This is a genomic window from Erwinia tracheiphila, from assembly GCF_021365465.1.
Classification (GTDB): Bacteria; Pseudomonadota; Gammaproteobacteria; order Enterobacterales; family Enterobacteriaceae; genus Erwinia; species Erwinia tracheiphila.
The window spans coordinates 2,084,115-2,098,373 of sequence record NZ_CP089932.1; the positions used below are offsets into that span (position 1 = coordinate 2,084,115).

Below are 14,259 nucleotides of genomic sequence, written 5' to 3' on the forward strand. Positions count from 1 at the left end.
CCTGAAGCGATACTAGCCTAAGGCTTTTCTTTCAATCAGCAGAATAAACGCACTTTTATATTGCTTATCACTGACAGTGACCGGGCAGCAGATTCCCTCTCGATGAAAACAAATTCTTCGCCCCTGTTGTGGTAAATCTTTACAGAAACCTTACACCGTGCCGATAATTCTCTCAGATAGTCACCGCATGCTGCAAACACACGGCATGCGGGGCATGGCATAACCCTTTTACCGTCCGGAGTGTCCGATGCGCTTCAATTATGACCTGTTACCGGGGACACTGCTGTCGTTTGATGAAATAAGCGAACGCTACAGCCAGCGCTACCCTGACAATAAATCGCTGACCAGCCGGGGTTTGCTCAGTCCGTCAACCTCAAGCAAAAACTGGACCATCCGCGCGGTTTTTGCCAGCAAAGACAGTCAGATTCCGCTGGAGGATGTGCTGTTTATCACCAGCGATAACGAAAGGAAGAATTATCTGTCGCGATTTGAATATTATTTGCGGCAGCAGGAAAGCTTTCTTTATTTTCGGCGTCCGACCGAACCGTCGCCGTGGAATACCTGGAAAGTGATGGGGGAAAGCAAAGTGCTGGCGATGCTCGATCCTGCATCCATCATGGCGCAAACCTTGCTGCAACAGCGTGGCTATACCCTGACGCTGCTGCGTACCGAGGATGAAGAGGAGTACTGGCAGCTTTATAACAGTCAGTCACAGCCCTGCTTCGAACATGCGCGCCAGCTCCAGTTCATTGTGGTACTGACCTCGCCGTTATTGCCGCCCGCCACCGGCGTGATACAGGGAACTCAGGTGGGCCGTCGGGTGAAAGCCCGGCTGTGGCAACGGGCCAGCCAGCAGGACTTCACCCGTTCAGTCCGCGCCCGCTATGGCGCCTGCGTCATTACCGGAACCTTGCTCAGTGATGAAGAGAGCTGGCCCTGGGTCGAAGCCTGCCATATCGATATGCGGGAAAACGAGCTGGGTGCTGTGCTGGATAACCACACTGACAACGGCCTTTTTCTGCGTAGCGATTTGCAGCGTCTGTTTGCCAGCCGTCGCCTTAGCATTGATGCGGTCAGCGGCGTGGTGCGGTTCCGTAGTGCGCTGCCGCAGGATAAAACCCTGGCATCGTTTTATCCCGAGCTGGAAGGAAAAGTGTGTGCATTGTGGTCGCAGGTGCCTGACGCTACCCGCGCCAGATTAAAGAAATTTCGTTAACGGATTGGCAAGCAGCGGGCCATCCACCCGCAACACAAAATTGAAATAACCTGCGTTTTTCACTGTTATTCTGCCAATCAATCTGGGCTACGGAAACTGATAATCGTGCCGATAACTTAACTAACGCAGGATAGTCAGAGTGAACGATCTATATACCGCCGGTGGCGTGATGGATAAAAACTCGCTGTGGCAGCGATACGTGCCATTGGTGCGCCATGAAGCGCTTCGCTTACAGGTGAGGTTACCTGCCAGCGTTGAACTTGATGATCTGTTACAGGCAGGAGGCATCGGGCTGCTGAATGCCGTGGAGCGTTACGATGCGCTGCAGGGAACGGCCTTTACCACCTATGCGGTGCAACGTATCCGCGGCGCAATGTTGGATGAATTGCGTAGCCGGGACTGGGCACCACGTAGCGTACGGCGCAATGCGCGTGAAGTTGCCGCTGCGATGCATCAGGTGGAGCAGGCGTTGGGGCGTTCTGCCAGCGAACAGGAAGTGGCAGCGCAGCTTGATGTATCGCTGGAGGAATACCGGCAGATCCTGCTGGATACCAACAACAGTCAGCTGTTTTCTTACGACGAGTTTCGTGAAGAACACGGTGACAGCGCGGAGCTGGTGACGGAAGGCCATGAAGAAGCTAATCCGTTGCACCAGTTGATGGAAGAGAATCTGCGTGAGCGCGTCATTGAAGCGATCGAGACTCTGCCTGAACGCGAGAAAATGGTGCTGACACTTTATTATCAGGAGGAACTGAACCTGAAAGAGATTGGCGCAGTCCTGGAAGTCGGTGAATCCCGCGTCAGCCAACTGCACAGTCAGGCGATCAAACGCCTGCGTACCCGTTTAACGGCGGTGCGCTAGAGGGGGCAGTTTTATGCATACTTAACAGCAATTGAGGACTCCATAATGGAATCCAAAACAAAACTTAGGCCGTTGAGCCGTTATTTAAAAGACTATAAACACAGCCAGAGTAACTGTCCCCATTGCAGCAAAGTACTGGATCGAATGGCGCTTGTCTTTCGCGGACAAATCATTAATAAAGAAGCCATCTCGAGGATGGACCAGTTAATTGACGATCAGATCTGGTTAAAGTTACAGAATGAGCTAACCGCGCTGTGCCGCTTTTGTAGCGATATATATTGCAATACGCATCCGAATTACTTCGACATCATGGCGTTCAAACAATATTTATTTGAGCAGACTGAAATGAGTCACAGCACCATTCGTGAATATGTTGTTCGCCTTCGTCGCCTTGACGATATGCTGTCGGCCCGCAATTTCCCGGCGGAAAAACTTAGCGGCGCCAGCTGGCATGCCTGTCTGGAAAACGATTTGCCTGATGCCGGTAATAACAATTATCGCATTGCTCTGCGCAAATATGACCAGTTTTTAGGCTGGCAGCGGAGTTAATTGCTCTCTTCAAGCCTTTTTACGTTACCTTTCTGCTTACTTCTGTAACACTGTAAGGACAAATGATTGCGCCCGTTCAGGAGGCTGTCTTGTTCTTACATCTTTTACATTCCTTTCCTCGTCTGGAACTGCTTGGTGCGCCCACGCCGCTGGAGCGACTGCCACGACTGTCCGATTATCTTGGCCAGGATATTTTTATTAAGCGTGACGACGTTACGCCAGTTGCGCTCGGCGGTAACAAATTGAGAAAGCTGGAGTTTCTCGTGGCCGACGCGTTGCGTCAGGGCGCAGATGTTTTGTTGACCGCAGGCGCCATTCAGTCCAACCATGTACGCCAGACCGCGGCTGTTGCGGCAAAGCTGGGTTTGAAGTGCGTGGCCCTGCTGGAAAATCCTACCGGGACTGGCGCGGAAAACTATCTCTCCAATGGCAATCGCCTGCTGCTTGAGCTGATGGATGTTGAAGTGATCATGGTGGATGCCCTGCATCATCCCGATGAGCAGCTGGAGGAACAGGCCACGCGTCTGGAAGCGCAGGGATTTCGCCCCTGTATCATTCCAGTGGGTGGCTCCAGCGCACTGGGGGCGCTGGGCTATGTGGAGTGCGCGCAGGAGATTGCCCATCAGAGCGAGGGCGGGGTGGATTTCGCGGCGGCGGTGGTTGCTTCGGGCAGCGCGGGTACCCACGCCGGGCTGGCGGTGGGGCTGGAGCAATTATTGCCCGACTGCGAGCTGGTGGGCGTGACCGTCTCGCGCCCTGCGCAACAACAGCATGCTAAAGTGGTTGCCCTTCGTGATGAGCTTGCTGCCTCGCTGGCGCTGTCTGCCAGTGCGCCGATCACGCTGTGGGATGAGTATTATGCACCGGGCTATGGTGAGCCGAACACCGGGGCAAAGGAAGCGATTAGCCTGCTGGCGCGGCTGGAAGGCATTTTTCTCGATCCGGTTTATACCGGTAAAGCCATGGCGGGCTTGCTGGACGGTATCGGGCAAAAGCGCTTTCGCCGTGAAGGGCCGCTGCTGTTTATTCACACGGGGGGAGCGCCCGCGCTCTTTGCTTATCACCCTTTGTTCTGAATTAGTGCTGATTGTTCTTAATACACCGCTGGTATTAATTTGCCAGTCCACATAAATTCCCCTGGCATCTGCCTGAAATTATGGAGCATTAAATGAAATTTACTTTTGTCCGCCGTCAGTTGGTTATGGGGGTCATGTCGCTGGCGCTGCTGGCCGGTTTTGCCAGCAGCGCTTCAGCCGCTGATGACACTCTGCTCAATAAAGTCAAACAGCGTGGCACACTGCTGGTTGGTCTGGAAGGCACCTATCCACCGTTCAGCTTTCAGGATAACAACGGTAAACTGGCGGGTTTTGAAGTTGATTTTGCCAAAGCGCTGGCGCAGCACCTTGGGGTAAAAGCGGCGTTAAAGCCGACAAAATGGGATGGCATGCTGGCATCGCTGGATTCCGGCCGCATTGACGTGGTGATCAATCAGGTGACCATTTCCGACGAGCGCAAGAAAAAATATGACTTTTCCTCGCCTTATACGGTTTCAGGCATTCAGGTGCTGACCCTGCGTAAAAACGCAGAAGGTATTGCCAAACCGGAGGATCTCAGCGGTAAAAAAGTTGGCGTGGGCCTCGGCACCAATTACGAGCAGTGGCTTAAAAACAATGTGAAAAATGTTGATATCCGTACCTACGATGACGATCCGACCAAGTATCAGGATCTGCGGATAGGGCGGATTGATGCTATCCTGGTGGATCGTCTGGCCGCCCTGGATTTGGTGAAGAAAACCGGGGCGGTCATGGCGTCAGCCGGTCCGGCTTTTTCTCGTCAGACCTCCGGCGTGGCACTGCGTAAAGGTAATCCTGAACTGTTGCAGGCTATCGACCAGGCCATTAACGCAATGCAGAAAGATGGCACTCTGATAACGCTGTCTGATAAATGGTTTGGTGTGGATGTGACGAAATAATGCAGGAAAGCTTTCAACTGGTGCTGGGTTCAGCACCTTTTTTGCTGAAAGGGGCGCTTTTCACGCTGCAACTGAGTGTTGGCGGCATGTTTTTCGGTCTGCTGCTGGGTTTTATGCTGGCAATAATGCGTCTGTCATCCTTCAGGCCGCTAAACTGGGCATCCCGCTTTTATGTCTCGGTTTTCCGTGGTACCCCGCTGATTGCGCAGCTTTTTATGATTTACTACGGACTGCCCCAGTTTGGCATTGAGCTGGACCCAATCCCTTCCGCGATGATTGGCCTGTCGTTAAACACCGCCGCCTATACCTCTGAATCCCTGCGCGGGGCGATTGCCGCTATTGAGCGTGGACAGTGGGAAGCGGCCGCCAGTATCGGCATGACGCGCTGGCAGACATTACGTCGTGTGGTGTTGCCACAGGCGGCACGCACTGCACTGCCGCCGCTGGGCAACAGCTTTATCAGCCTGGTGAAAGACACCTCGCTGGCCGCGACCATTCAGGTGCCCGAACTGTTTCGTCAGGCGCAGCTTATTACCTCGCGCACGCTGGAAGTGTTCACCATGTATCTTGCCATCTCGGTCATTTACTGGCTGATGGCCACGCTACTGTCAGTGCTGCAAAGCAGGCTGGAGTCGAGCGTAAATCGCCAGGAACAGGAGGCAAAATGAGTGCTATTTCGGTTCGCAACCTGGTTAAACAGTTTGCGGGTCATACCGTCCTGCACGGTATCGACCTGGAGGTGGTGCGCGGCGAGGTGGTGGCAATTATCGGGCCTAGCGGCTCCGGCAAAACCACGCTGTTACGCAGCATCAACCTGCTGGAAACACCGGATAGCGGCACCATACAGGTAGGTGAAATCCGTATCGATGCCACAGAAGCGTCGCGGCAACGTGAACAGGTGCGACAGCTGCGCCAGCAGGTTGGTTTTGTCTTCCAGAATTTCAATCTTTTTCCACACCGTACCGTGCTGGAAAATATTATTGAAGGGCCGGTTATCGTGGGTAAAGAGTCAAAAGCTCAGGCGATAGCCCACGCGAGGCAGCTTTTGGAGAAAGTCGGACTGCAGGGACTGGAAGCGCGTTTTCCTCGCCGTTTGTCAGGTGGGCAGCAGCAGCGGGTGGCGATTGCGCGTGCGCTGGCAATGCGCCCCCGGGCGATTCTTTTTGATGAGCCAACGTCGGCGTTGGACCCGGAGCTGGTGGCGGAGGTGCTTAATACTATTCGTGCGCTGGCGGATGAAAAACGCACCATGGTGATTGTCACACACGAAATGCGGTTTGCCCGTGACGTTGCCGACAGGGCTATTTTTATGGACCAGGGTCGAATCGTCGAGCAGGGACCGGCTGAAACGTTATTCACCTCCCCACAGCATCCGCGTACCCGTCAGTTCCTCGAAGGTTAGCTCTTTCAACTTCTTCCCGGACGCTGTTGTGACCCCGCTCATGGCTGCGTCCGGCCTTTTACCGACATCGCCGTTAAAAAGCGCAATACTGATACAATATTACATCTGTGTTCAGTATCAGGCGCTGCTTTCCAACATTAATTATACTTGCGCAATCGGGGCTGGAATTTGAGCGGTTAAGATATATAAATATTAGCTCAATGAGATGGGTAAATTTTTTGTTGCAATTATTTTTCATTACATTTACTTAACATCTGCCAAAGGCGTTTTTTTAGAAAGTTTTTTTTATCGGTGATTTAAAACTGTTTTTTTTTAAAAAAACAGCATCTGAATGCACTTGTTAATTATCTGGATTATTTTTGTTTTTTTATTGGTAAAGATCGTCAGTAAATGATGTTGGCTTGCCAAAAAGTGATAATTGGACCATATTATTAGTCATAATTAGCAGTATGAAAGAGAAGGCATTTGCGGACTTTATGCACGTAGCGCATCAGATATAAAATTACGTTACATGTATGCCAGCCATTAATTGGCTGTATTCCAGCAAAACAGAGTGTGGAAAGATACATTATTTAATTATTGACACCCTCCGGTCGCGATCATCTACAGGTTTGCCCTGTACTTTATTGTTTTGGGCTGAATCAGAAAAAATAGCCAGAGCCTTGTTCTGGAAGCGATTAGATTAATGAAGGCTGACTTCTGTGGAGGTGTTTTTGTTCGTTACTAAATTTACATTCAATTTAACCTAATGTTTATTATGATAATATCAAGAATACTAATGTGACATATGGTGCAGTAGTCTGGTTTCGTTATTGCTCTCTTAATCCTGATTTTTTACTTATGTAACTCTGCGTGTTAGCTAAATGTTTCTCTTAATGAATCTTGCAAATAGATGTACTTATATAAGTTGACCTTAAAATAAGGGGGAATATCGATGTTAATGTTAAGCATTCATTTTAGTTCCGAAATTAATTAATGTTTAATTGGCTTCTGTCAAAATTGCTACGCAAGCAGGAGTATGAACCTGCCATTTTATTTTTTCATCAAAATGAAAAATTAGTCCAGCCAATAACATAGTTTTTTACTTTTCTGCTGCTGGCTAATACCGATCAATTTTCCTTTTTTATCTGCCATCTGCGGATGGTTTTCAATGGGGCTAGTTTGTGAACGTAATATCCAGAAATGTTGTTCCGCTTCGTATAAAATTTTTTGCATGGCTCAACATAGCCGTGCAGGCTGCCTTTCCCCTTGCGGCAGCCTTCTCACCGGCTATTGCTGGCACGGGCAGCAATAGCCGCCTGCTGAATGCACCAACACAGTCCATTTTGCAAACCCAACCTTATAGATTGGTTGCGGGCGAAACCGCCGCCACTGTGGCAAAAAAATACAATATGACGCCTGAGGCGCTTAAAAAACTCAATCAATTCAGAACATTTTCCCGCGGATTTGAGGGGATACAGCCAGGAGACGAGCTGGAAGTGCCGCTCAAACCGTTCCCGGAGATTCAATGGCATGAGCATTCTGAGGATGTTTCAGCAACATCCCAGACGAGTCAGCCTGGACAGACCGAAGAAAAAGTCGCCCGACATGTTTCTCAGGTCGGAACGTTTCTGGCAAATCAGCCGAACAGTCAGGCGGCTTCTTCGCTGGCGCGAAGTATGGTTTCCAGCGCGGCCAGTGCAGAAATCCAACAGTGGATGAGTGGTTTCGGCACCGCACGGGTGCAGCTGGAAACGGATAAAAATTTATCTCTGAAAAACTCTCAGGTGGATTTGCTGCTTCCTTTGCATGAACAAAATAATCGCCTGGTGTTCTCGCAAAGCAGCCTGCACCGTACTGATGACCGCACACAGATTAATCTCGGCGCAGGCGTGCGGCACTTTTACGACAAGTGGATGTTCGGGATGAATACTTTCTTCGATCACGACCTTTCCCAGCGGCATTCTCGGGTGGGCGGTGGCATTGAGTACTGGCGTGATTTTGTCAGGGTCGCGGTGAATGGCTATTTACGCCTGACCAACTGGCAAGATGCTCCGCACCTGACAGATTACGAGGCGCGCCCGGCAAACGGCTGGGATATTCGCACCCAGGGCTGGCTGCCAACATATCCGCAACTGGGCGGAAAACTCACTCTGGAGCAATATTACGGCAATGAAGTTGCCCTGTTTGGCAAAGACAACCGCCAACGTAATCCCTATGCCGTGACCGCTGGGATGAACTATACCCCGGTACCACTGCTTACCTTCAGAGCCGAGCAGCGTCAGGGGGCCGCAGGTCAAAGCGAAACGCTATTTGGCCTGAGTATGAACTATCAGCCTGGCGTGCCGTGGCGTCTTCAGACCGATCCAAAAGCTGTGGCGGGCATGCGTAGTTTGATGAACAGCCGCTACGATTTGGTTGAGCGCAATAACAATATCGTGCTGGAATACCGAAAAAAAGAGGTGATTAGCCTAAGAACCGCGCCGTTGCTAACAGGTTACGCCGGACAGTATAAATCACTGGGCGCATCGGTGAACAGTAAATACGCGTTTTCCCATATCAACTGGACGGCACCTTCGTTGATTGCTGCAGGCGGTAAAATTGTTGACAACAATGGCGATTATGGGGTGGTGTTACCGGATTATCAGTCGGCGCAAAATGGTATAAACACCTATTCCGTTGATGGTGTGGCGGTTGATCAACAGGGTAATCATTCGAAACGTGCCAGCACCACCATCACCGTCACGCAGGCTGCGATCGCTACCCATCTCAGTTCACTCACTCCGTCCGAAATTCAACTGCCAGCCGATGGTAAAACTCAGCAACGGCTTGTGCTGAAAGTTAACGACAGTGAAGGTAACCCTGTTGATATTGATGGCGATGAAATTAGCGTGACCAGAACGGCGATGCTTCGCAGGGCAAGTGATACCGTTGTGTCGGCATTCGTTCGTCAGGCACCGGGAGAATATGTCACCACAGTAACCGCGGGTACAGTGCCCGAAGCCTTTACCCTGACTCCTGGGGCGCGTAATGCAGACTTCGCCCCGGCGAGGGTTGTGCTTACCGCCGATAAAACGACTGCGCTAATTGACACTGTTGAGGTGGTGTCGGATAACGCCATTGCAGATGGTCAGGCGCAAAATGTTATTAAAATAACCGTGGTCGATGCGCATAACAACCCCGTTGCCGGAAAGGTTGTGACGCTCAGGGCAAATAATGAAACCTCGGTCGTCGGTGAGGTGGAAACCAGCGACGATGGTTCAGTGAACGTGCCTGTTACCAGTCTTCGTGCCGGGGAAACTATCCTTACCGCCAGCGTCAGCAGCGCAGGCAGCAAAGAAGTCAAACTGACTTTCCTGTCTGACCAACATACCGCGCGGGTCATCGACAGTAATCTGAGTATTCTGCCTGCGGTCTCTCTGGCGGATGGCAAAGAATCCAAAACGATAAGCGCTATTGTGACTGACGCCAACGGTAATCCCGTGCCGGGGCTGCCGGTTGCTTTCAGCGCGGATAACGGTGCGCTAACGGCGGATAATTCGGTGCTGAGTGATGCGCAGGGGCGTGCCACAACCTTACTGAGCAGTAAGGTTGCCGGGCTTTCCCGCGTAAGCGCCAGCGTCAATAACACCACGACGGTTAAAGAAACCACCTTTATCGCCAACAGTGCAACCGCGCTGGTCACATCTGTTGAGGCTGTACAGGCATCCGGCATTGCTGATGGTAAAACGGCGGTGACGTTCAGGGCGCTGATTAAAGATGAGAACGGCAATCCATTACCTGATATTCCCGTTGACTGGAAGTCCAATAAAGATGACGGCATCGTGACCTTTGCTCAGGCGCAGACGCAGACTAACAGCCAGGGTGTGGCGGAAATCGCTGTTGCCAGCATCCGCGCCTTTACGGATGTTGTGGTGACCGCTTCGACAAACGCGTCGTCTAAGGCCGCCTCGCCATTTACTTTTATCGCGGATAAGGCCAGTGCGCAGGTGGCGCAGCTTGGCAGCGACAAGCTGACGCTGACAGCGAACGGTACTGATTCGGTGCGTCTCAGCGTGCGGGTTGAAGATAGCTACGGCAATCCCCTGCCTGATATGAACGTGACGTTAAGCAGCGATCGCGGCGGGACGGTGAGTCCTTCCGCGCTGGTGTCAGGAGGAGATGGCTTTGCTTATGCCACGCTCACCGGGACCGAGGCGGGTGTGATGACCGTTACCGCGCGCCTGGATAACGCGGCCAGTAAAACCCTGCCTTTAACCGCGCTGGCGGACACGCAGACGGCATCCGTTAAGGTGAAGTCTGATTCAGCTACCGCGGCAGCAGGACAAAGCCAGCCAGTCACGCTCACGGCTACCGTCGTGGATTCACACAATAATCCTGTGGCGGATCTCAGCGTAGCCTGGCAATCAACCCATAATCAATTGAGCCTGCCAATGAGCGTGACTAACGCGCAGGGGGAGGCGCTGGTTCACCTTACCGGCACTACGGCACAACTGACCACGATAACTGCTGCACTTCATAACGGGAATAAAGGCACGGCACAGGTGACCTTTACGCCGGGCGTGCCTGCTCAGGAAAATAGCGTACTGACGGTATCGCCCCAGACCATTACCGCTGACGGGCATACCAGCGCAGTGGCAACGCTGATTCTGAAAGATCGCTGGAATAATCCGGTACTCAATCAGCCAGTAAACTGGGCTGCTGATAGTGCGTCCGGTATTACCCTTGCCGCAGCAGAAACAGGCAATGGCCTCTATCAGGCCACCGTCACCGGCACCCGCGAGGGTACCTGGCCGCTAACGGCAAACAGCGGCAGCCTCAGTCTGCAAACGCCAATTGGTATGCTTGCCAGCCAGGACTCAGCGGAAATCGACAGCGTCACGATTTCCGGCAGCCAAATCGCCAAAGCGGACGGCGTGGAAACGGTGACCTTTCGTGCCCAGGTCAAAGATAAGAATGGCAATACAAAACTGAGCGGTGTGGCGGTGGGCTGGGATACCAATCTGGGTAATCTTTCATCGCGTATCAGCAGCTCGGATGAAAATGGTATAGCGGAAATCACCCTGAGCAGCCGTGCAGCTGGTCAGGCACGGGTGAGCGCTATGCTGGGCGGTGGAGTACCAGTCAGTGCCTCCAGGGTTGCCACCTTTACTGCCGGCACCGTTGATGCAGGGCGGTCGTCGCTCAACGTATTGCCTGCCAGTATCGTGGCAGAAACGGAGAACGCGACGGCCACTGTCACTGCCAGAGATGCAGAAGGCAATCTGCTGACGGGCCTGAAAAATAAACTGGGCCTGACTTTCTCAACTGCACTCGACACGACGCTTTCGGGCTTTACTGAGGTGTCATCGGGGGTGTATCAGGCGAAAGTGACTGGCACAACAGCGGGCAGAACCAATATCACCGCCGTGGTGGATGGTGTGACCGTGACGGAGAAAGCCAGCCTTACCATTGTGGCTGATAACACCGCAGCGGTGGTCAAAGGCAACATCACGGTATCGTCGACCTCTGCTTCAGTGGGGGAAACGGTGACCTATTCGGCCACTCTCACAGATAAAAACGGTAATGCACTCGGCGCTGGTATCCCTGTAACCTGGAGTGCCAATGAGGGGAGTACCTTACAGGCGCAGGTCACCCGGACGGATGATTCAGGTACGGCCAGAGTCGCCCTCACCCGACTGATTGTCGGTACCGCAACCGTGCAGCTGATTTTGCCATCGGGGAGCACCTCTGCCCCGGATGTGACGTTTAGCACAGGGGCAGCAGATGAAAGCCGTTCAGCGTTAACGCTTTCGCCATCGGTTATCGTCGCCGGCAAAGAAACGGCGGAGCTTGTGCTGATTTTGCGCGATAAGCACGGCAACCTGCTGTCAGGACAGAGCGTGAGAGGCGTCAGCAGCAACGCCGATGTCAGCGTGGCTGCGAGTCAGCAAAGCAGCGATGCGCCGGGTCGTTACACCATGACTGTCAGTGGTAACAAGACGGGTACCGCTTTACTTTCGGTGACGGTGGGCAGCCAAACTTTCAGCCAGACGCGAACATTAACCATCAATGGGGACACCGACAGCTGGAAAATTTCACAAGTCATCCCGGACAGAACCCATTTTAACGCGGGCGACAGTCAGGGAGTGACCTATAGCGCCACCGTAGTGGACAGCCACGGCAACGTGTTACCTGGTGTAGTGGTGTCGTGGCAGCTGCGTGAACATGTTGGCACATTTATGCCGACCTCAAGGACGGACAGTAATGGTATTGCAACAACCACGGTATTAAGTAATACCGCAGGTCAGCTGCATATGACTGCCTGGTTGGACAGCAATAATTCACTGCAGGCAGCAACGGTTAACGTGGCGGCGGGGAACATTAAGCAGGCAAGCCTGACAGCTGACAAGACCATGATTGGTTCAGATGGCAAAGATACGGTGACGTTCACCACCTACCTTGAGGACAGGTACGGTAACCCCGTTACCGGCAAGACTGTGGTACTCCGGGGGGCAAACACCTTGTCTGGCTTCACACTGAGTGCGGTGGCAGACAAGGGTAATGGTCTGTACATGGCAACTGCCACCGCAACGACTAAAGGGGAGGTGACGATTTCTGCACAGGTAGACAACCAAACCGTCGGCAATTCTGTCAAGGTTATCGTCGGTGCAATCATCCCGGATCTACGTTTTCCCAATGCGCAGCAGAACACGGTGTGGACCAGTAATTTCACTGAATCCCAGTCTGTAACTGGCATGCCGAAAGGTGTTACGCAGATCTGGACGGTGTCGGATGAAAGTGTGGTACGCATTGATAACAACGGAAGGCTCACCTTGCTGAAGGCGGGAGAGGCCAGCGTTTCAGTCTATACGCCCGGTAATGCACAATACACCGCCGCGATGGCCAATTATTACATCAGAGTTGCCAAAGCGGACCCACAGCTAAAAGCAGGAAGCGGTGAGCCGGTTATTGCGATGTGGCGAGACGGTGTGGATCGCACCATTGCCGCCAGTTACGGCAACAGCGATGCCCGGCGACTGCTGACGCCGGTGTATGCCAGCCGGGCTTCCTCCGTCGTCACTGTTGATAGCAGTGGCAGACTGACGGCAGTGAAGCCTGGTACCACTGTGGTCAGCGTCAGCACACCGGAAACGGACCAGTTCCTGCCGGGATTATCGGAGGTCACTTACGTGCTGAACAAAGCATCCCTGGACATTAACTTTGCTCACCCTGAGGTAAAAACGACGGACCAGGTTGCTTTCAGCTTGCAAAATCCGACATCAACATTTGGCCCGGAGGCGGCGCTAAGTTGGGCTTCCAGTAATACAAGCGTGGTGAATGTTTCCGCCGCGGGCGAGGTGCAGGGTAGCGTCAGTCATGGACAGACGCGGCTGACGCTGACGGTGGAAGCGAATGACTATTACAGTGCCAGCGCGGGTTACTATGACGTGCAGGTGTATACCAAACCCGCGATTAGCCTCGGCAATGTAACCTATATCAGCAGAGGCACAAACGGCAACTCAGGGACGTGGACGCCGGTCTTTACTGACGATACGCTCACGGTTAACTGGAGTGCGGGGCTGACGAATGAATTCAGCAGGCCGAACAGTGCGGTGGTTTATATTAAAGACACCAACGATAACATACTGAGTGAGTTTGCGGTTTCATCTCCTGTGGCCAGCAACGTGGTGACTTTCAATCCTGATACTCATTTCTGGGGAAAAACAGTGCGCGTGGAGGTGGTTGCGAAAGGTTACGGCAATCTCGAAACCACCGCGTCGTCGCCCGATATATCTGTCAGAAATCTTGAGCCTGGTCAGATTTGGAACTCAATGACCGTTAATCATTTTCTGACAGCCCGCAGCAGTGCGGGGAACTCGGGTTCATGTCAAGAAACTTTCTTGGGTCGCGAGCACTGGAATGTGGCCATTGCTGACGGGGGCAGTATCAATTTTGGTGGTAAGCGGCTGCTTTCGCCAATGCGCCTTAGTGCCAGGGCACGGGCAACTCAAAATGGCGGTAATACATCAAGAGATTTCCCTGGCACGTTTGATTCGGTCACCACTAATCAGTATGTTGTTTTTGGAGCGACAACGGTCGCAACCAAGTGCTGGACCGATCATATAGGTGGGTACGCTGTGATTCTTACCGTAGGTTATGCCGGGCAGACCTATACTTACGATGCACCAAGTCGCGGATGGGGCGGTAATGGCGATGGAATGAATGTACGCAGGGTTGAAAACTATCCGCGATGAATCTGCCAGCCATATTTGTGAGGCCCATATTACTGCGTAAGC

The 14,259-nt window shown here is 52.6% G+C and carries 8 protein-coding genes; all 8 read left to right on the top strand.

Annotated features, from left to right (window positions below; genetic code table 11):
* The first annotated feature begins 247 nt into the window (after nucleotides 1–247).
* Nucleotides 248–1,216, top strand: coding sequence for an HNH endonuclease signature motif containing protein (locus LU633_RS11080; protein ID WP_020323339.1), 969 nt, complete (start codon nucleotides 248–250; stop codon nucleotides 1,214–1,216).
* 139 nt (nucleotides 1,217–1,355) lie between these two features.
* Nucleotides 1,356–2,078, top strand: coding sequence for an RNA polymerase sigma factor FliA (locus LU633_RS11085; protein ID WP_020323338.1), 723 nt, complete (start codon nucleotides 1,356–1,358; stop codon nucleotides 2,076–2,078).
* Nucleotides 2,079–2,123: 45 nt separating this feature from the next.
* Nucleotides 2,124–2,627, top strand: coding sequence for a flagella biosynthesis regulatory protein FliZ (gene fliZ, locus LU633_RS11090; RefSeq protein WP_020323337.1), 504 nt, complete (start codon nucleotides 2,124–2,126; stop codon nucleotides 2,625–2,627).
* A 62-nt stretch (nucleotides 2,628–2,689) separates the two neighbouring features.
* A complete protein-coding gene (locus LU633_RS11095) occupies nucleotides 2,690–3,703 on the top strand; it encodes a D-cysteine desulfhydrase (RefSeq protein WP_407647012.1) in 1,014 nt (337 codons plus the stop codon).
* Nucleotides 3,704–3,795: 92 nt separating this feature from the next.
* Complete coding sequence (gene tcyJ, locus LU633_RS11100) at nucleotides 3,796–4,599, top strand: cystine ABC transporter substrate-binding protein (RefSeq protein WP_020323335.1); 804 nt, start codon at nucleotides 3,796–3,798, stop codon at nucleotides 4,597–4,599.
* On the top strand, nucleotides 4,599–5,267 hold the full coding sequence (tcyL, locus tag LU633_RS11105) for a cystine ABC transporter permease (protein ID WP_020323334.1): 669 nt from the start codon (nucleotides 4,599–4,601) through the stop codon (nucleotides 5,265–5,267). Before tcyJ ends, tcyL begins: the two co-directional genes overlap by 1 nt.
* Complete coding sequence (tcyN, locus tag LU633_RS11110; protein ID WP_020323333.1) at nucleotides 5,264–6,001, top strand: L-cystine ABC transporter ATP-binding protein TcyN; 738 nt, start codon at nucleotides 5,264–5,266, stop codon at nucleotides 5,999–6,001. The genes tcyL and tcyN overlap by 4 nt, the downstream gene beginning before the upstream one ends.
* Before the next feature lie 1,163 nt (nucleotides 6,002–7,164).
* Complete coding sequence (locus tag LU633_RS11115) at nucleotides 7,165–14,217, top strand: Ig-like domain-containing protein (RefSeq protein WP_157275264.1); 7,053 nt, start codon at nucleotides 7,165–7,167, stop codon at nucleotides 14,215–14,217.
* Nucleotides 14,218–14,259 lie beyond the last annotated feature (42 nt).

Coding starts and splice junctions, on each gene's coding strand:
- tcyN (WP_020323333.1), top strand. CDS start 5,264: ATGAGTGCTATTTCGGTTCGCAACCTGGTTAAACAGTTTGCGGGTCAT.
- fliZ (WP_020323337.1), top strand. CDS start 2,124: ATGGAATCCAAAACAAAACTTAGGCCGTTGAGCCGTTATTTAAAAGAC.
- tcyL (WP_020323334.1), top strand. CDS start 4,599: ATGCAGGAAAGCTTTCAACTGGTGCTGGGTTCAGCACCTTTTTTGCTG.
- LU633_RS11080 (WP_020323339.1), top strand. CDS start 248: ATGCGCTTCAATTATGACCTGTTACCGGGGACACTGCTGTCGTTTGAT.
- tcyJ (WP_020323335.1), top strand. CDS start 3,796: ATGAAATTTACTTTTGTCCGCCGTCAGTTGGTTATGGGGGTCATGTCG.
- LU633_RS11095 (WP_407647012.1), top strand. CDS start 2,690: ATGATTGCGCCCGTTCAGGAGGCTGTCTTGTTCTTACATCTTTTACAT.